Genomic DNA, 17,349 nt, shown 5'->3' on the forward strand with positions numbered 1-17,349 from the left:
CCCGATTCTCCGACAAACGGAAGCGAACCATTCGAAACGCTACCGGAGCCGCGCAGGGATGCCCTGGTCCACCATCCGCCGCCGGCAATGCATTCGGGCGGACGGCACGCGGGCGGGCACGGCTTCCGTGCCCGCCCGCGAAAGCCGGCATCAGAACTTGAAGCGGAAGTTCAAGTAGTACTGACGGCCGTTCGAGTAGATCGCGTACGGCAGCGCCATCCCGTCCCGTTCGCTGTAGTACTTCAGCTCCGGGTTGTTGAGGTTCAGGCCGTCCAGGCTGATGGACATCCAATCGTTCACGTTGTAGCCGAGCGACAGCGCCAGGTTACCCACGCTCTCCTGGAAGAAGTCGTCGGTGCGGCTGACGCCGGCGTAGAACTCGGAGCGATGGGTGTAGCTCAACCGGGCGTTGAAGCGATCGCTTTCGTAGTAGCCGGACACGTTGTAGGTGTTCTTCGAAGTGCCGAAGACCGGCTTGACGCCGTCCGAATCGCTGTCGGCGTAGGTGTAGTTGGCCGCGACGCCGAAGTTCTCGCCGATCGGCTGTTCGTAGGTCAGCTCGACGCCCTTCACCTTGGCGTCGGTGTTGACCGGGATCGACACCTGGTAGTCGGCGAAGACGTCCTCGCCGGCGGCGGCCGAGGCAGCCTGGTCCAGGTACTGGCGGGTGTCGGTGCCGAAGGCGACGTAGTCGTTCATGTCCATCTGGAAGATGCTGGCGGCCAGCAGCGCGCGCGGAGCGAAGTACCACTCCAGCGAAGCGTCCAGGTTGGTGGACACGATCGGATCCAGGTCCGGGTTGCCGCCGCTGCCGGTGTGGGTCAGGTCGTCCAGCGACACCGCCCCGGCCAGTGCCGAGTAGTCCGGACGGGTCAGGGTCTTGGACGCCGCCAGGCGCAGCACCAGGTCGTCGCTCAGCTCGTACTTGAAGTTGGCGCTGGGCAGCAGTTCGTTGTAGGTCTTGCGCACCAGCGTCGGCAGGTACGGGCCGAACGCCGAACCGTTGACCGTGCCCTCCGGCTGGTCCTCCGGCGCCAGGTTCGGATTGACGCCGACGTTGCTGAGCGTGCGCTGCTGGGTGCGCACATAGCGCAGGCCCACGTTGCCGCTCCAGCGGTCGCCCTGGAAATTGGCCTGCACATAGGCTGCGCTGGCTTTCTCTTTCACGCTGTACAGGTCCTGCCAGAAGAAGCGCTCGACCGGATCGCGGTTGGCGAACTGCGCGTTGATGGCGGCCAGCTGTTCCGGCGTCCAGTACCAGATGTCGGATGGGAAACTGCCGCCGATGTCGCTGCCGAAATCCCCGGGATAGTTCTGGTGCGCGGTCGGATAATTGGCCGGGTTCTGCCAGTCGGTATCGAAGTTCGGGCCTTGCGCGACCTCGAACAGGTTTTCGCGGGTGTGCTCGGCATAGCGCACGCCGAAGTCGAGCGTCGCCAGCGCGCCGCCGGAGAAGAACAGCTCGGCGTCGGCCTGGGCCCACTGCTCCTCGTCCAGCGCATCGATGCCCTGGCCGCCGAAGATCCAGCCGTCCTGCGGACGGATGCCCGAAGGCGATGCGTTGTCGCCGCCCAGGTGCCAGTCGATGGCGTTGCCGATGCCGTGCATGGCCCAGCCGGCGCCGGCGCCGGCGTTGATGCCCAGCTCCATCACGTCCTGGGTCGGGCTGCGGCCGTGGCCCTCGGTGGTGCCTGCCTGGAACTTGATGCCGAGGTTGTCGGTGGCCTGCCAATCGGCGTCGAGGGTCAGGTACTTGGACTCGGAACTGGCGCCGGGGCGCGAGATCTGGTCGTAGACGCCGAACGGCGTGGACATGCAGGTGTCGGTCGGGTTGGGCCCACAAAGAAGGCCGGGATCGGTGACCTGCGCGTACTGGGCATTGGTCAGTACGCCATCCACCACCTGATAGCCGGCCTGCGGCGCCAGGAACGGTACGAAGCGGCTGGCCCACATCATGTAGTTGCGGTTGTAGTTGTCGGCTTCCAGCTTGGAGTAGAAGCCGCTCAGGCCCAGGGTGAGGTTGTCGGTCGCCTTGACCTGGATGTCCAGCACGCCGCCCTTGCGCTCGCGTTCCTGCTCGAACAGCACCGAGCCGGTCAGGTTGGGATACAGCACGTTGGCCAGATCGGGATTCGTGGCCATCAGCGGGTTGGGAGAACCATCGGGGAGTGTCGTAGGAATCGAGCCGTACCCGCCTACCACTTCCTGGCCGTCGCGGCGCAGGCTGCGCTTCTCGTAGAACGCCTGGAACAGCACGCCGACGTTACCCGCGTCGTTCTTCCAGTTGAACAGACCGTTGAACTGCGGGTCGGTCTCGCTGGGCAGGTCCGCGTAGACGCCGCCGACGGTGGCTTCCAGGGTCAGGTTGTCGGCGAACTGCAGCGGCCTGCGGGTGATGATGTCGACCGAACCGGCGCTGCCGCCTTCGGTGAGCTTGGCCTGCGAGGTCTTGTGTACCACCACCTGGCTGACGATCTCGGCCGGCAGCAGGCTGTAGCTGACGCTGCGGCCCACGGTCTGGACCTGGCTGAGCACGAACCAGTCGCCGGTGCCGACGGTATGGCCGTTGACCAGCGTCTGGGTCAGGCTGGGACTGGTGCCGCGCAGGCTGATCCGGTCGCTTTCGTCGAACCCGCCCTCGGTGGCGCTGGAGGAGCTGATGTTCACGCCCGGCAGGCGCTGCAGCGTGTCGGCCACGTTCTTGGCCGGCAGCTTGCCGATGTCTTCGGCGGTGACCACCTCGACATGCGACTGCGCCTCGCGCTTGGTGTCCAGCGAGCGCTGCACGCTCCCGCGGATGCCGACCACGGTGACCGTCTCGAGATCGGTGGCGTCTTCCTGGGAGCCGGTGTCCGTGCTCTCCTGTGCCTGCGCATTGAACGCCAGGCAGGTCACGATCGCCGCCGAAAGAACGGATTTGCGATATGTCATGGTCTCTCTCCCGTCACTGTTTGAGTTGCGGCGGCGGGAGCTTCGCGCCCCCGCGGCCGTACCTATGTGTCCGTTCCGCATGACGCCCACACGGGCGGCATGTCTCGTCCCCTCGCCGACAGCCGGCCCCGCACTTCACGCCGCCTCGCGCCGGTACAGGTACCAGGTCGCCGCGCCGATCACGCCCAGCTGTCCGTGCTCGACCAATTTCACCGGAATGCGCTCGAGCGCCTCGCGCATCGGGCCCTTGTTGAGGAAGCGCTCGACGAAGCTGCTCCGCAGCAGGAATTCGCGGATCTGCGGCAGGATTCCGCCGGCCAGATAGATGCCGCCGCTGACGCCGTACAGCAGCGCCATGTCGCCGACGGTACTGCCCAGCAGGCCGCAGAACACCTCCAGGCTCTCGCGCGCCAGCGGGTCGCTGCCGTCCAGCGCCGCCGCGGTGATCTCGCCCGGCGAGCGGTAGTCGTGCGCCGCGCCGCGCAATGTGGCCAGCGCGGCATGCAGGTTCATCAGGCCAGGCCCCGACAGCGCGTGTTCGTTCGGCACGTGGTCGCGTTCGCGCTGCAGTTCGTGCAGCAGCGCCGCTTCCAGCGCGTTGCCGGTGGTCAGCGCGGCCTGGCCGGCCTCGGTGGCGAGCACCACCGGCCCCTTCGCGGTCGGGATCCACACCGCCGCGCCCAGGCCGGTGCCGGGGCCGACGACCAGGGTCGGGCCGCGCGGGGCGGTCTCCGGTCCGGTCAGCTGCAGCACCTGGCTGGCGTCGACGTAGGCGGCGGCGTGGGCCACCGCCTCGAAGTCGTTGACCAGGCGGAACTCGCGGAAACCGAGACGGTCGCGGATGGCGTTGAGCGAGATCCGCCAGGGCAGGTTGACGGTGATCACCGAGCCGTCCTCGAGCGCGTAGCCGGCGCTGGCGATCGCACCCTCGTCGACCCGCACCCCGTCCAGCCGGCCGAGGAAATCCTCGATGATGTCGACCAGCCCGGGCCACTCGGCGCAGACGTACTTGCGGTACTGCAGCACCGCGACCGGATGCGACGGATCGTCGTTGCGGCGCACCAGGCCGATACGGACGTGGGTGCCGCCGACGTCCGCGGCGATGAACGGCTTCGCGTTGCCGGTCATGGCGTCGATCCGCAGTGGGCTTGCGATGGCGGCCACGTGTTTCCCGTTGCTGGAAGGTGCGCGGGTCCCGGTACGATGCGGACCGGAAGCTGTGGTCGAGTTTGAAAATAGTTTGACAACGATGTCAACAGGCCGGATAGGGTTTGTTGCAGTTTCGGGTTCATTGGTCCTATTTCTGTAAGTTTTGGTGAATTGCTTCCCTGGAAGGCAGCATGAATGGCGTTAATCCAGGCTGTCTCAGGCAGGACAAATGTGGTTGTTTGTGGACAAATGCTGCAGGACAACAGGGATATGCGGTCGCAGTCCGGCGTGGAACGTGGTAAATCGAAGAAAGATATGACAACGTTGGACTCGAATGGCCTCGGCAAGACACCCGTGGCCGGCGATCTCCGGCGCAAGCCGGGATCCATCACACAGGAGACGCCAGGATGTCCGCTGTCGCGACCATGAGCGCACGCTCGCACCTCACCATGGCCATCGCGATCATGGGGTTGCTGTACTTCATCATCGGTTTCTTCACCTGGATCAACGGCCCGCTGATCACCTTCGTGCAGCTGGCCTTCGAGCTGGACGAGGTGAACGCCTTCCTGGTGCTGATGGTGTTCTATCTCTCGTACTTCTTCCTCGCCCTGCCCGCGGCCTGGGTGCTGAAATGGACCGGGATGAAGAAGGGCCTGGCGCTGAGCCTGGCGGTGATGGCGGTGGGGGCGATGCTGTTCGGCGAGTTCTCCACCCAGCGCTGGTACCCGGGTGCGCTGTCGGGACTGTTCGTGATCGGCGGCGGCCTGGCGTTGCTGCAGACCGCGGTCAATCCCTACGTCAGCATCCTCGGACCGATCGACAGCGCCGCGCAACGGATCGCGCTGATGGGGATCTGCAACAAGACCGCCGGCATCCTCGCGCCGCTGCTGCTGGGCACGCTGGTGCTGCACGGCATCGGCGACCTGGCGGCCCAGGTCGAGGCCGCCGATCTCGCGACCCGCGCGCAGCTGCTCGACACCTTCGCCGCCAAGATCCACGCCCCCTACCTGGCGATGGCCGGGCTGCTGATGCTGGTCGCCGTCGGCGTGCTGTTCTCGCCGCTGCCGGAACTCAAGCCGGCCGAAGCCAATGCCGAGACCGGCGCGGATGGCGAGGCGCCGCGCTCGCGGCGCAGCATCTTCCAGTTCCCGCACCTGTGGCTGGGCGTGCTGTGCCTGTTCACCTACGTCGGCGTCGAGGTCATGGCCGGCGACGCCATCGGCACCTACGGCCAGGCGCTGAACCTGCCGCTGGACCGGACCAAGTTCTTCACCTCGTTCACCCTGTTCGCGATGCTGCTCGGCTACCTGGCGGGGCTGGTGCTGATCCCCCGCTTCATCTCGCAGGAGCGCTACCTCAGCGTGTCCGCGATGCTGGGCATCGCGTTCACCACGGGCGCATTCTTCACCGGCGGCTACCTGTCGGTGGGGTTCGTCGCCGCGCTCGGTTTCGCCAACGCGATGATGTGGCCGGCGATCTTCCCGATGGCGATCCGCGGCCTGGGGCGGTCGACCGAGACCGGTTCGGCATTGCTGGTGATGGGCATCGCCGGCGGCGCGATCATTCCGCAGGCGTTCGCGGTGTTCAAGCAGCACTTCGATTTCCAGCTGGTGTTCCTGCTGCTGATGCTGCCGTGCTACCTGTACATCCTGTTCTACGCGCGCAGCGGCCACCGGGCCGGCATGCGTGGCGGGCGTTGATCCGCGGCATCATGGGCCGCTCCACGGCGAGGTAGACGAACCAGTGCGCAGACCGACCATCCGGGACGTCGCCGAACGGGCGAAGGTATCGCTGAAGACCGTGTCGCGCGTGATCAACAACGAGCCGTCGGTGATGCAGGCCACGCGCGCGCGGGTGCTGCATGCGGTCGCCGAGCTCGACTACGAGCCGGATCCGTCGGCGCGCAACCTGCGCAGCGCGACCGCCTTCGTGATCGGCGTGGCCTACGACAATCCCAACCCGTACTACATCATCAGCGTGCAGAACGGGGTGCTGGCCGCCTGCCGCGAGACCGGCTTCGACCTGCAGATCCATCCCTGCGATGCCAGTTCGCCGCTGCTGGTGGACGAGCTGTGCGACTGGATGCGGCGCTCGCGCCTGGCCGGGCTGGTGCTGGCGCCGCCGATGTCCGAGCGCATGGAGCTGCTGGAGGCGCTGACCACCCGCGGCGTGAAGCTGGTGCGGATCATCGCCGCCGCCGAGGATCCGCAGGACGGCCATCCCTGCGTCTTCGTCGACGACCGCGATGCCGCCTACGAGGTCACCGAGCACCTGATCCAGCTCGGCCACCAGCGCATCGGCTTCCTGTGGGGCGGGCAGGAGCACCGTTCGAGTTCCGAGCGTTACCTGGGCTACGAGAAGGCGTTGAAGGACTACGGCATCACCCTCGACAAGCACCTGGTGATCCCGGGCGACTACACGTTCGACGACGGCTTCCGCGGCGCGCGCCGGCTGCTGGCGCTGCGCGATCCGCCGACCGCGATCTTCGGCTCCAACGACGAGATCGCCGCCGGCGTGCTGGCCGCGGCCAAGTCGGCCGGCATGAACGTGCCGTACGACCTGTCGATCGCCGGGTTCGAGGACAGCCCGTTCTCCAAGCAGTCGTGGCCGCCGCTGACCACCGCCAAGCAGGCGACCGAGGACATCGCCCGCCACGCGGCGCGGTTGCTGATCGCGCAGCTGCGCCAGAGCCCCGACGCGGACGGCACGGCGCCCGTCCACAACCATGGCTTCGTGCCGCAGCTGGTGGTGCGCGGCTCCACCGCGCCGATGCGGCCGCGCCCGCCCGCACCCGCAGAGGAATGAACATGCAGACACCGGCCGCCTTCGGCGCGGAGACTACGCAGGACGGGACCAGCTGGATGTTCCGCGAGGCCGCGCAGGCGGCGGACGTGGTCGCGCGCCAGTTCGAGCGCAATGCCGCGGTGGTGGCGGAACTCGCACGCGAATTGCGGCGCAATCCGCCGCCGTTCGTGGTCACCTGCGCGCGCGGCAGTTCCGATCACGCCGCCACCTACGGCAAGTACCTGTTCGAGACCCAGCTCGGGCGGGTGACCGCCTCGGCGTCGCCTTCGGTCGGATCGGTGTACGCCGCGAGCCAGCAGCTGCAGGGCGCGCTCTACGTGGTGATCTCGCAGTCCGGCAAGAGTCCCGACCTGCTGCGCAACGCCGAGGACGCACGCCGCTCCGGCGCCCGCGTGGTGGCGATGGTGAACGTCGAGGACTCGCCGCTGGCCGCGCTTGCAGACACCGTGATCCCGCTGCACGCCGGCAGCGAGCGCAGCGTCGCCGCGACCAAGAGCTACCTGGCGTCGCTGGCCACATTGCTGCAGCTGGCCGCCTGCTGGAAGGGCGACGCCGCGCTGCTCGATGCGCTGCCGCGCACGCCCGACGCCATGCGCGACGCATGGGCGCAGGACTGGTCGCCGCTGGTCGACGGCCTGGTACAGACGCACAACCTGTTCGTGCTGGGGCGCGGGCTCGGGCTGGGCGCCGCGCAGGAGGCGGCGCTCAAGTTCAAGGAGACCTGCGGACTGCACGCCGAGGCCTACAGTTCGGCCGAGGTGAAGCACGGCCCGATGGCGCTGGTCGGCCCCGGGTTTCCGGTGCTGGTGCTGGCACAGAACGACGAGACCGAGAGCGGCACCCTGGCGCTGGCGCATGAACTCCGCGTGCGCGGGGCGTCGATGTGGACGGCCTCGCGGCATGGCGATCCGGGATCGAGTCCGGGGCAGGCATTGCCCGTGGCGGAGGCGCCGCATCCGGCTGCCGCGCCGCTGCTGACGGTGCAGAGTTTCTACCGCGCGGTCGAGGCGCTGGCGCGCGCGCGCGGGTTCGATCCGGACGCGCCGCCGCATCTCAACAAGGTGACGGAGACGGTGTGATGGCGACGGTGCTGGTCAACGGCCGCGTGCTGACCGACGACGGCTTTCGCGACGACCTTGCCGTACTGATCGACGACGACGGCCGCATCGCGGCATTGCCGGCTCCCGGCGATGCGCGGCGGCAGGATGCCCGCACGTTCGACCTGCAGGGCGGGTCGCTGCTGCCGGGCTTCATCGACCTGCAGGTCAACGGCGGCGGCGGCGTGCTGTTCAACAACGCGCCGACGGTGGAGACCGTGCGGACCATCGCCCGCGCGCACCGCCGGTTCGGGACCACTGCATTGCTGCCGACGCTGATCAGCGACGACGTGGAGGTCATGCGCGCCGCGATTGCCGCGGTGCATACGGCGATCGCGCAGGGAGCGCCGGGCGTGCTCGGCATCCATCTGGAGGGGCCATACCTGGCGCCGGCGCGCAAGGGCACGCACGACGCCGGCAAGTTCCGCGTGCCGGACGCCGACGAGATCGCGCTCGCCACCTCGCTCGACAACGGCCCCACGCTGGTCACGCTGGCACCGGAGCAGGTGCCGGCCGAGGCCATCCGTGCGCTGGTCGAGCGCGGCGCCATCGTCTTCGCCGGCCACACCGCCGGCACCTACGAGGAGATCCGTGCCGGCCTCGACGCCGGGGTGCGCGGCTTCACCCATCTCTACAACGCGATGACCCCACTGCAAGGGCGCGAGCCCGGTGCGGTCGGCGCCGCGCTGGAGGATCGCGACAGCTGGTGCGGCATCATCCTGGACGGCGTGCACGCGCATCCCGCCAGCCTGCGCCTGGCGATCGCCGCCAAGCCGCGCGGCAAGGTGTTCCTGGTGACCGATGCGATGCCGCCGGTGGGATCGGACGACCCGGGCTACGCGCTCTATGGCGAGCGCATCACCGTGGTCGACGGCATCTGCCGCAACGCCGCCGGCGCACTGGCCGGTTCCGCGCTCGACATGGCCACGGCGGTGCGCAACGCGGTGCACCTGCTCGGCCTGCCGCTGGACGAGGCCGCGCGCATGGCCTCGACCTATCCGGCGCAGTGCCTGGGGCTGGAAGCCAGCCACGGCCGCATCGCGCCTGGCTGCCGCGCCGACCTGGTCCTGCTCGATGCGGAGCTGCATGTCGCCGCCACCTGGATCGCCGGCGAATCCCTGGTTACCGGTGCCACACCGTAGGAGCGCGCCATGCGCGCGATACCGCGCCAGGCAGTTCGTTCCGCTGCGACAAAGCAAGCCCCGTCGCCACGGGCGGTGTCAGTGAATAGCCCGTATCTCAAGCCAAAGAAGACGAGGGGTTGGTCCATCGTGACGGGCTTGGCTATTGATTGGCACCGCCCGTGGCGACGGGGTTTGTGTCACCGCAACGGAGAAGACCGCCTGGCGCGGTATCGCGCGCATGGCGCGCTCCTACGGGGAATACGATGACCGCCCGTTCGCCACCCCGCTTCGCCTCCGTCGATGCCCTGCGCGGGCTCACCGTGGCCGCGATGCTGCTGGTCAACAATCCCGGCGACTGGGGGCATGTCTACGCGCCGTTGCTGCACGCGCAATGGCACGGCTGTACGCCGACCGACCTGATCTTCCCGTTCTTCCTGTTCGTGGTCGGGGTTTCGATCGCACTCGGCCTGGTGCCGCGCATCGAAGCCGGCGTCGACCGCGCCGGTCTGCAGCGCGCGGTGCTGGTGCGTGCGCTGCGGATCGTCGCATTGGGACTGCTCCTGCACCTGCTGGCGTGGTGGGCGCTCGATGCCGGGCACTATCGGCCCTGGGGCGTGCTGCAGCGGATCGGCGTGTGCTTCCTGGTGGTGGGATCGCTCGCGCTGCACGCGCAGGCGCGCACGCAATGGGCGGTCCTCGGCGCGCTGCTGCTGGGCTACTGGGCGCTGCTGGCGACGGGCGGCAGTGAGGCGCCGTCGCACAATCTCGCCAGCCGCATCGATACCGCGCTGTTCGGTCCATTGCTGTACCAGTTCGATCCGGCCAGCGGCCGCGGCCACGATCCCGAAGGCCTCGTCAGCACGCTCGGGGCCGTCGCCACCACGCTGCTCGGCCTGCGGGCCGGCGCCTGGCTGCGCGGCGGCCGTCGCGATCGCCTGTGGCAGGCCGGCATGGCCGCGCTCGCGCTCGGCGCCGCGTGGGCGCTGCTGCTGCCGTTGAACAAGAACCTGTGGACGCCGTCGTATTTGCTCTGGACCGGCGGCTGGGCGCTGCTGGCGCTGGCCGCGGCGCATGCGCTGATCGACCGCCGGGGCTGGCCGGCGATCGGCCGCCGCTTCGGCGTCAACGCCATCGCCGCATACGCCGGTTCCGCCACCATGGTGTACCTGCTGGTCGCGGTCGGCTGGTGGGACGCGATCTACCGGATCGGCTTCGCCGGCTGGATGACGCCGCGCTTCGGCCCTTACGTTCCGTCGCTGGCGTTCGCGCTCGCCTTCGTCGGGTTCTGGTGGCTGCTGATGGTCGCGATGGACCGCCGCGGCTGGTACCTGAAGATCTGAGTCGCCCTGGCGCCGGCTTCTTGAACGCGCTGCGCGCTTGCTACCCTTGCGCGCATGACCGCCATCCAGATCGCCGCGCTCGTCCCCGAGGCCGCCCGGGCCGCCGCCCGCCTGGCCTGGGCCCGCGCCGTCACCGGCGATCCCGCGCTCGAACTCGAGCGCGCCTCGGTCGATGCCGGGTTCCGCAGCTACTGGCGCGCCGTCTGCGCCGACGGCAGCCGGATCGTCATGGATTCGCCGCCGGCACTAGAGGATGCGCGCCCTTGGCTGCGCATCCGTCAGTTGCTGCTGGACGCCGGCGTGCGCGTGCCGCAGGTGCTGGCGCAGGACCTCGACGCGGGTTTCCTGCTGCTGGAGGACCTGGGCCGCGATACCTGCCTGCAGATCATCGACGACGACAACGCCGACGCCCTGTTCGAGGCCGCGTTCGAGCAGTTGCTGAAACTGCAGGCGATCGCCTGCCCGCCGGACCTGCCGCGCTACCACCGCGCCATGCTGCAGCAGGAACTCGACCTGCTGGAGCCTTGGCTGCTCGTCCGCCACCTGGGGGTTGCGCTCGACGATGGCGATCGCGCCGAACTGCGCCAGGGGCATGAAACGCTGATCGATAACCTGCTCGCACAGCCGCAGGTGTTCGTGCACCGCGACTTCATGCCGCGCAACCTGATGCCGGTCGCCGGCGGCTTTGCGGTGATCGACTTCCAGGGTGCGGTCTGCGGTCCGATCGGCTACGACCCGGCCAGCCTGTTCCGCGACGCCTTCCACAGCTGGCCGCCGCAACGCGTCGATGCCTGGCTCGAGCGCTATCACGCCCGCGCCAGCGCGGCCGGGTTGCCGGTGCCCACCGCGTACGACGACTTCCGCCGCGATGCCGATTTCGCCGGGGTGCAGCGCCACCTCAAGATCCTCGGCCTGTTCGCGCGCCTGCACTACCGTGACGGCAAGCCGAAGTACCTGGCCGACGCACCGCGCTTCGTCGCCTATCTGGACGAGGTGCTGTCGAAGTATCCGGAACTGTCGCCGCTGCGGTCGATCCTGGACCGGCACGTGCGCCCTGGGCTTGCGGTCGAGGACGGGAGGTAAGGAGAGCGGTTCCTGTCGTCATCCCAGCGCAAGCTGGAGGCGCTTTACAACAGCGAAGCTGGTCATCCATTTTGATCTTGCTTTTGAAGTTGCTCGGGCAACAGCAACATGGATCCCAGCTTGCGCTGGGACGACGGATCCTTAGCCTTTTCCCGATTCCCGATTCCCGATTCCCGATTCCCGATTCCCGATTCCCGATTCCCGATTCCCGATTCCCGATTCCCGATTCCCGATTCCCGATTCCCGATTCCCGATTCCCGATTCCCGATTCCCGATTCCCATGACCAGCCCCGATCTGTTCACCGCACCGCCGGCCAGCCGGCACGGCATCCGCACCGGCATCGGCGGCTGGACCTTCGCGCCCTGGCGCGACAACTTCTATCCGGCCGGCCTGGCGCAGAAGCACGAGCTGGAGTACGCCAGCCGCCGCCTTGCCGCGATCGAGATCAACGGCACCTGGTATGGCGCGCAGAAGCCGGCCACCTACGCGCGCTGGCGATCCGAAACGCCCGACGGTTTCGTGTTCTCGCTCAAGGCGCCGCGCTACTGCACCGAGGCGAAGCGGCTCGCGGGCGCCGGCAGGACCATCGAAGGCTTCGTGTCCGGCGGCCTGTCCGAACTCGGCGACCGCCTCGGCCCGATCCTGTGGCAGTTCAATCCACGCCGCTCCTTCGAGCATGACGACTTCGCCGCCTTCCTCGACCTGCTGCCGTGCGAACTCGACGGCGTACCGTTGCGGCACGTGCTGGAGGTGCGCCACGCGAGCTTCGCGTGCGCGGAGTATCTCGCGCTAGCCCGCGGCCATGGCCTGCCGACGGTGTTCACCGACTCTCCGGACCATCCCTCCTTCGCCGACCTCACCGGCGATTTCGTCTATGCGCGACTGATGCGCAGCCGCGAGGACGTCGCCAGCGGCTATCCCGATGACGCACTCGATGCCTGGGCGCGCCGGGCGCGGGCCTGGGCAGCCGGCGAGGCGCCGACGGGCCTGCCCTATGTCGAGGCCGCCCACGCCGCCCCCGTGCGGCCGCGCGAGGTCTTCGTCTATTTCATCGGCGCGGGGAAGGCGCGCAATCCCCATGCCGCAATGGCGCTGCACGCGCGCCTGTAGAGAGCCGAGCGACGCCGTCCGCCACCAGTTCGCCGAAGGGCGCAGACGGCTTGCCGGCAGCGTCACCGAAGAGGAGCCGCGCTGCCGGGCACGGCAATGATCCGCAGGAGACGTAGAGCCGAGCTTGTTCGGCTGCTCTGGCCGAAGAGCAGCGGAGCAAGCTCCGCTCTACGGGAAGCGGAAGCCGTCGGGGAGGACGCAATGGCGATCCGCGGGACACCGGGCAGTGCGATCGGGATCAGCGGATGACGATCTCGTCGGCGAGCAGCCACGCCCGTTGCGCCGCCTGCGTGCCGCCGTCATTGCCGGCGACGATCTTCACATAGCGGATCTCCCGGTGCGGCAGCGTCGCACGGTGGGTGCGGATCCGGCCCTGCTCCGGCTCGTCCGCATCGGCGAGGGCGACGGATTCGTACGTCTTCCCGTCCGCCGACACCAGGATGTCGACCGCGGTGGGATCGGAGATGCCCTCGTCCTGCTGCTCCAGGAAGCGGACCGCGATCTCCTGCACTGCCCGGATCGACTGCAGGTCGACCACCGCGACCAGGTCCGTGCCCTCGAACCCCAGCCATTGGCCGTCGCCGGGATCGTCCGAGCCGGTCTCGCCGTCCAGCAGCGCCTGCGGGTCGATGTTGTAGCGGTCGCCGGGCGGATTCTCGAGGCGGATCTCGCCGAGCCTGCCCAGGTGATTGAGCGGTGCGGTCCAGTCGATCAGCAGCTCCTCCCGGTCCGGCAGCGGCGGGAACGGCCGGTGCGGTTCGGTCTGGTACCAGTAGGCGACCGCCACCAGGTCGTCCTGCAGCGGCAGGTACGGGCCATCGCCGCGCCAGCCCAGGCTCTGGATGGTCACCTTCAGATCCCGCTCGAAGCGGATCGGATCCGGGATGTGCCAGCGGTACTGGCCGAACCGGCGCTGGTCGACGTTCGAATCCGGATCCACGATCTGGTGGTAGCCGGCGAACGGCGTCGTGTAGTCGGTCGCGCGGTTCTCGCCGTCGGGATGGCGCGAGAGGTAGGCGTAGGAGCCGAGGAAGTAGTCCTCCTTGCCGGTGCCGGCGATGGTCGGGAACGCGTCGTCGCCGTCGATGTAGAACTTCACCTCGCCTTCGCCCCACCAGCCGGGGCTGTTGGCGCCGTGGGCGAGATAGGTGCCGACGTAGTGGCCCTTGCCGCGGATGCCGTCGACGATGGCGAACACCTCCTTGTACGGCAGCGGGTTCACCCGGCGGAACTGGGCATGGAAATAGGCGGCGTCCCCGGGGATCGCGGTCAGGGCGTAGTCGATTGCGAATCCCGCGCCGGCGTCGCCTGCGCCAACCGTCAGGCGACTGTCGCCATCACCGCGCGCGCGACCGCCGCATGCACGGCATTCATCGCATCGATGTCCGGCGCTGCCCCGGTGAGATAGCAGGCGATCAGCAGCGGCGGGCGCCCGGGCGGCCAGACGATGGCGATGTCGTTGGCGGTGCCCTGGTCGTCGGCATTGATGCTGGTGCCGGTCTTGTCGCCCACGCGCCAGCGGCCCGGCAGGCCCGCACGCAGGCGCGCATCGCCGGTGCGGTTGTCGACCAGCCAGCCTGTCAGCAGCGCGCGCGAAGCGTCGTGCAGCACATCGCCCAGCAGCAGGCGCTGCAGGTTGCGCGCCATCGCCGCGGGTGTGGTGGTGTCGCGCGGATCGTCGGGAACGGCGCTGTTGAGTTCGGGCTCCCACCGGTCCAGCCGGGTGTGCGGATCGTCGAGACCGCGCACGAAGCGGGTCAGCCCGGCCGGACCGCCGAGAGTCCGCAACAGCAGGTTGGCGGCGGCGTTGTCACTCCAGATCATGGTGGCCCGGCACAGGTCGCTCACGCGCATGCCTTCCGCCCCGACGTGCTTTCCGGTTTGCGGCGAATGCGGCACCAGGTCGGATTCGGCGATGGGTACGTTCCGGTCCAGGCGCTCGCGGCCGCGGTCGACCCGCTGCAGCACGGCGGCAGCCAACAGGAACTTGAACGTGCTGCACATCGGGAAGCGCTCGTCCGCGTGCAGGCCGACCTGCTGCCCGGAGCCGCCGTCCAGGACCGCGACGCCCAACCGGCCGCCGCTGTCGCGCTCCACTTCGGCCAATGCCGGCGCCAGTCCTGAAAACCCGGGCGCGCCCGCCGCCGCCGCCGTCCGGCCGAGCCCGGCGATCGCGATCGCGCCGCCGGCGGCACATAGGAATCCACGTCTATCGATCATGCTGGTGTCCGTATGGTGAGTGGGTTCGGAAAGCCCGGTGGCCGGCGATGGGGAGCGGCGCCGGTCGATGCCGGTGGCGGCGAAGACCCGCGCGTCTGCGTCAGTGCTCCGCCTTGCGGCGTTCGGCGGCCAGTTGCGCCTCCAGCCTGGTCTCGGCGGCATCGGCATACCCGCGGCAGTCGACCGGCTCTGGCTGCGTCGCCGCGTCGTCGAAGCGCCATCCGCTGGCGTCGGGGTGCGGCGTCAACAGCAGGTCGCAGGGCAGGGCGCGTACCGTGGCGAACGCGGCGCGGTAATCGTCGACGATGCGCGGGTAGCGGGGGTTGTCCAGCAGGCGGTAGTCGGGCGCGCTGAGGCTGTCGGCATAGGCGATGCGCAGCGTCCGGCCGTCGCGGCGGTCGTCCCAGGTCCAGCTCATGCTGCCGGGCGTGTGGCCGGGCGTGAAATGCACGCGCAGCCGCAGGTCGCCGAGGACCACGCTTTCGCCGTCGTGCAGCAGCCGGTCGACGTGGACGGGCGGATACAGCAGGTCGTCACCGAAGTGGATGTCGTCGGCGCCGCCCTGCGCCAGCAGCCGGGCGGACTCGGCGTTGCTCAACACGCGCGCGCCGGTCGCGCGCCGGAGCGCGGCGAGCGGGCCCACATGGTCGGCGTGCGCATGGCTGTGCAGGATCAGCTTCAGGTCCGAGGGTGCCAGGCCCAGCGCCTGCAGGTTGGCGAGCAGGTGGTCGGCGGCCTGCGGCATGCCGCCGTCGATGAGGATGGCGCCCTCGCTGCCTTTCAGCAGGATCGCGCTCAGCCCGGCGGTGCCGATCTGCCAGGTGCGCTCGGCGATGCGCAGTGGCGCCACCGGTTGGCGCCAGGCGGCGCGGACCTCGTAGGCCTGCAGCTGCGGCAGCGGCGCGGCGTCCTGCGCGTAAGCCGCGCAGGCGGTCGCGCAGATCGCGACTGCCGCGACGGCGGCCCTGGCTTTCATTCCCATCGTCTCGTTCCGGTCTCGATCCTGGCGGTCTGCCTGGTGCAAGGATTCTGGAAAGCTTGACCGCGGGCGACAAGCGACGTTATCTCATCGAAGGCATGAACTGAATTGATGGCTCCATGGATCGCCCGAACCTGCCGCTCAACGGCCTGCGCGCCTTCGAGGCGGCTGCCCGCCACCTCAATTTCACCCGCGCGGCGCTCGAGCTGTGCGTCACCCAGGCCGCGCTCAGCCACCGGATCAAGGGGCTGGAGGCGCGGCTGGGCTTCGCGCTGTTCCGGCGGCTGCCGCGCGGCGTGGCCCTGACCGACGAAGGCGCGGCCCTGTTCCCGGTGATCAACGACGCCTTCGACCGCATCGGCGCCGTACTCGGCCGTTTCGAGGGCGGGCAGCTGCGCGAGGCGCTTACCGTCAGTGCGGTGGCCACCTTCGCCACCGGCTGGCTGTTGCCGCGGCTGGACGGCTTCACCGTCGCGCACCCGGGCGTGGACCTGCGCCTGCTCACCCACAACAACCGCATCGACCAGGCGGGCGAAGGCCTGGATCTGGCCATCCGCTTCGGCGACGGCACCTGGCAGGGGCTGGAGGCCGTGCGACTGGGCGACGCCCCGTTCGCGCCGGTGTGCGCGCCCGCGCTGGCGCGGCGCATCCGCCATCCGCGCGACCTGGCCGGCGTGCCGCTGCTGCGCTCCTACCGTCCGGACGAATGGTCGCGCTGGTTCCGCGCGGCGAAGCTGCCGGAGCCGCCGCTACGCGGGCCGGTATTCGATTCCTCGCTCGCCATCGCCAGCGCCGCCGCCGCCGGCATCGGCGTGGCGCTGCTGCCGCTGCGCATGTTCGAGCGGGACCTGGCCAGCGAGCGCCTGGTGCGGCTGTTCGACGTCGAGGTGGATGTCGGTGCCTATTGGCTTACCCGCCTGCGTACGCGGCCGGAGACGGCGGTGATGCAGGTGTTCCGGGAATGGGTGGCAGAGAGTGCGAGTGCCTGATGCACAACCGCTGCGGCGCCAGCGGCCACCGCAAAAGGCATTCACGCATTCGAAGCCGTTCCGCCTACCGGTTGGGGGCCGTCGTTGCTATGCTACCTTTAAGGCAGAGTCTGCCGCAAAGGAAGAGTTTTCGTCATGCTTTTTTCCCAGATCTAACATCGGACCCGCGTGCCTCCGAGATCCGACCCTTCTCCGCGCAGCATCTTTGCCGCGCGCCTCAGGCAGGCGCGCGCGCTGCGCGGCATCGATAGCCAGCGCGCGCTGGGGTTGCGCCTGGGCTTGGACAAGAAGCTGGCCAGCAGTCGCATCAATCGCTATGAGACGGAGGCTCGTGGCATCGATCTCGACGGCTTGGCCAGGCTTGCCGGGGCGTTGAACGTACCGGTGGCGTATCTCGTCGCCGAGGACGAGCACACGGCGAACGTCCTCCTTGCCTTTTCCGGGCTCCCGGAGGCCAGGCGCGCCGAGGTGGCGGCAATGCTGCAGGAACTTGTCACTTGCGGCTGAAACCAGGCTCTTCG

14 protein-coding genes are annotated in these 17,349 nt (G+C 68.9%); 9 read left to right on the forward strand and 5 right to left on the reverse strand.

The window, feature by feature from the left end; genetic code table 11:
* Positions 1 to 150 precede the first annotated feature (150 nt).
* The gene (locus AB5T46_RS12185; RefSeq protein ID WP_370564237.1) at positions 151 to 2,931 is read right to left on the reverse strand and encodes a TonB-dependent receptor; all 2,781 of its coding nucleotides are present in this window, start codon (positions 2,929 to 2,931) and stop codon (positions 151 to 153) included.
* A gap of 135 nt (positions 2,932 to 3,066) precedes the next feature.
* Positions 3,067 to 4,059 carry a glucokinase family protein gene (locus AB5T46_RS12190; protein ID WP_370564238.1) on the reverse strand — a complete coding sequence of 331 codons (993 nt, stop codon included), beginning with the start codon at positions 4,057 to 4,059 and terminating at the stop codon, positions 3,067 to 3,069.
* Positions 4,060 to 4,487: 428 nt separating this feature from the next.
* Between AB5T46_RS12190 and AB5T46_RS12195 the strand changes: the two genes are divergently transcribed.
* From AB5T46_RS12195 to AB5T46_RS12225, 7 genes are all read left to right on the forward strand, one after another.
* Positions 4,488 to 5,780 carry a sugar MFS transporter gene (locus AB5T46_RS12195; RefSeq protein WP_370564239.1) on the forward strand — a complete coding sequence of 431 codons (1,293 nt, stop codon included), beginning with the start codon at positions 4,488 to 4,490 and terminating at the stop codon, positions 5,778 to 5,780.
* A 43-nt stretch (positions 5,781 to 5,823) separates the two neighbouring features.
* Complete coding sequence (locus AB5T46_RS12200; protein ID WP_370564240.1) at positions 5,824 to 6,885, forward strand: LacI family DNA-binding transcriptional regulator; 1,062 nt, start codon at positions 5,824 to 5,826, stop codon at positions 6,883 to 6,885.
* 2 nt (positions 6,886 to 6,887) lie between these two features.
* Positions 6,888 to 7,964, forward strand: coding sequence for an SIS domain-containing protein (locus AB5T46_RS12205; protein ID WP_370564242.1), 1,077 nt, complete (start codon positions 6,888 to 6,890; stop codon positions 7,962 to 7,964).
* Positions 7,964 to 9,124, forward strand: coding sequence for an N-acetylglucosamine-6-phosphate deacetylase (nagA, locus tag AB5T46_RS12210; protein WP_370564244.1), 1,161 nt, complete (start codon positions 7,964 to 7,966; stop codon positions 9,122 to 9,124). The genes AB5T46_RS12205 and nagA overlap by 1 nt, the downstream gene beginning before the upstream one ends.
* A 245-nt stretch (positions 9,125 to 9,369) precedes the next feature.
* Positions 9,370 to 10,446: an acyltransferase family protein gene (locus tag AB5T46_RS12215; RefSeq protein WP_370564245.1), complete on the forward strand. Its 1,077-nt coding sequence runs from the start codon at positions 9,370 to 9,372 to the stop codon at positions 10,444 to 10,446.
* Positions 10,447 to 10,500: 54 nt separating this feature from the next.
* Positions 10,501 to 11,529 carry an aminoglycoside phosphotransferase family protein gene (locus tag AB5T46_RS12220; RefSeq protein WP_370564246.1) on the forward strand — a complete coding sequence of 343 codons (1,029 nt, stop codon included), beginning with the start codon at positions 10,501 to 10,503 and terminating at the stop codon, positions 11,527 to 11,529.
* Between the two features lie 280 nt (positions 11,530 to 11,809).
* Positions 11,810 to 12,640: a DUF72 domain-containing protein gene (locus AB5T46_RS12225; protein WP_370564248.1), complete on the forward strand. Its 831-nt coding sequence runs from the start codon at positions 11,810 to 11,812 to the stop codon at positions 12,638 to 12,640.
* Between the two features lie 238 nt (positions 12,641 to 12,878).
* On the opposite strand, the gene AB5T46_RS12230 is transcribed toward AB5T46_RS12225, so the two are convergent.
* The 3 genes from AB5T46_RS12230 to bla (AB5T46_RS12240) all read right to left on the reverse strand — a co-directional run bounded on the left by AB5T46_RS12230 (position 12,879) and on the right by bla (AB5T46_RS12240) (position 15,836).
* Positions 12,879 to 14,051, reverse strand: coding sequence for a DUF2961 domain-containing protein (locus tag AB5T46_RS12230; protein ID WP_370564346.1), 1,173 nt, complete (start codon positions 14,049 to 14,051; stop codon positions 12,879 to 12,881).
* Complete coding sequence (gene bla / locus AB5T46_RS12235) at positions 13,961 to 14,860, reverse strand: class A beta-lactamase (RefSeq protein WP_370564249.1); 900 nt, start codon at positions 14,858 to 14,860, stop codon at positions 13,961 to 13,963. The genes AB5T46_RS12230 and bla (AB5T46_RS12235) overlap by 91 nt, the downstream gene beginning before the upstream one ends.
* Positions 14,861 to 14,960: 100 nt before the next feature.
* Entirely contained in the window at positions 14,961 to 15,836 is an 876-nt protein-coding gene (gene bla / locus AB5T46_RS12240) for a subclass B3 metallo-beta-lactamase (protein ID WP_370564250.1), read from the reverse strand.
* A gap of 122 nt (positions 15,837 to 15,958) precedes the next feature.
* Between bla (AB5T46_RS12240) and AB5T46_RS12245 the strand changes: the two genes are divergently transcribed.
* Together AB5T46_RS12245 and AB5T46_RS12250 are read left to right on the forward strand one after the other, a co-directional pair.
* Positions 15,959 to 16,828: a LysR family transcriptional regulator gene (locus tag AB5T46_RS12245; protein ID WP_370564251.1), complete on the forward strand. Its 870-nt coding sequence runs from the start codon at positions 15,959 to 15,961 to the stop codon at positions 16,826 to 16,828.
* Between the two features lie 201 nt (positions 16,829 to 17,029).
* Entirely contained in the window at positions 17,030 to 17,335 is a 306-nt protein-coding gene (locus tag AB5T46_RS12250) for a helix-turn-helix domain-containing protein (RefSeq protein WP_370564347.1), read from the forward strand.
* Positions 17,336 to 17,349 lie beyond the last annotated feature (14 nt).

This window comes from Luteimonas salinilitoris, from assembly GCF_041300785.1.
Classification (GTDB): domain Bacteria; phylum Pseudomonadota; class Gammaproteobacteria; order Xanthomonadales; family Xanthomonadaceae; genus Luteimonas; species Luteimonas salinilitoris.

Bases quoted from the DNA above. Each gene is read 5' to 3' on its own strand.
- AB5T46_RS12185 (WP_370564237.1), bottom strand. From the start codon at position 2,931: ATGACATATCGCAAATCCGTTCTTTCGGCGGCGATCGTGACCTGCCTG.
- AB5T46_RS12190 (WP_370564238.1), bottom strand. From the start codon at position 4,059: ATGACCGGCAACGCGAAGCCGTTCATCGCCGCGGACGTCGGCGGCACC.
- AB5T46_RS12195 (WP_370564239.1), top strand. From the start codon at position 4,488: ATGTCCGCTGTCGCGACCATGAGCGCACGCTCGCACCTCACCATGGCC.
- AB5T46_RS12205 (WP_370564242.1), top strand. From the start codon at position 6,888: ATGCAGACACCGGCCGCCTTCGGCGCGGAGACTACGCAGGACGGGACC.
- nagA (WP_370564244.1), top strand. From the start codon at position 7,964: ATGGCGACGGTGCTGGTCAACGGCCGCGTGCTGACCGACGACGGCTTT.
- AB5T46_RS12215 (WP_370564245.1), top strand. From the start codon at position 9,370: ATGACCGCCCGTTCGCCACCCCGCTTCGCCTCCGTCGATGCCCTGCGC.
- AB5T46_RS12220 (WP_370564246.1), top strand. From the start codon at position 10,501: ATGACCGCCATCCAGATCGCCGCGCTCGTCCCCGAGGCCGCCCGGGCC.
- AB5T46_RS12225 (WP_370564248.1), top strand. From the start codon at position 11,810: ATGACCAGCCCCGATCTGTTCACCGCACCGCCGGCCAGCCGGCACGGC.
- bla (WP_370564249.1), bottom strand. From the start codon at position 14,860: ATGATCGATAGACGTGGATTCCTATGTGCCGCCGGCGGCGCGATCGCG.
- bla (WP_370564250.1), bottom strand. From the start codon at position 15,836: ATGAAAGCCAGGGCCGCCGTCGCGGCAGTCGCGATCTGCGCGACCGCC.
- AB5T46_RS12245 (WP_370564251.1), top strand. From the start codon at position 15,959: ATGGATCGCCCGAACCTGCCGCTCAACGGCCTGCGCGCCTTCGAGGCG.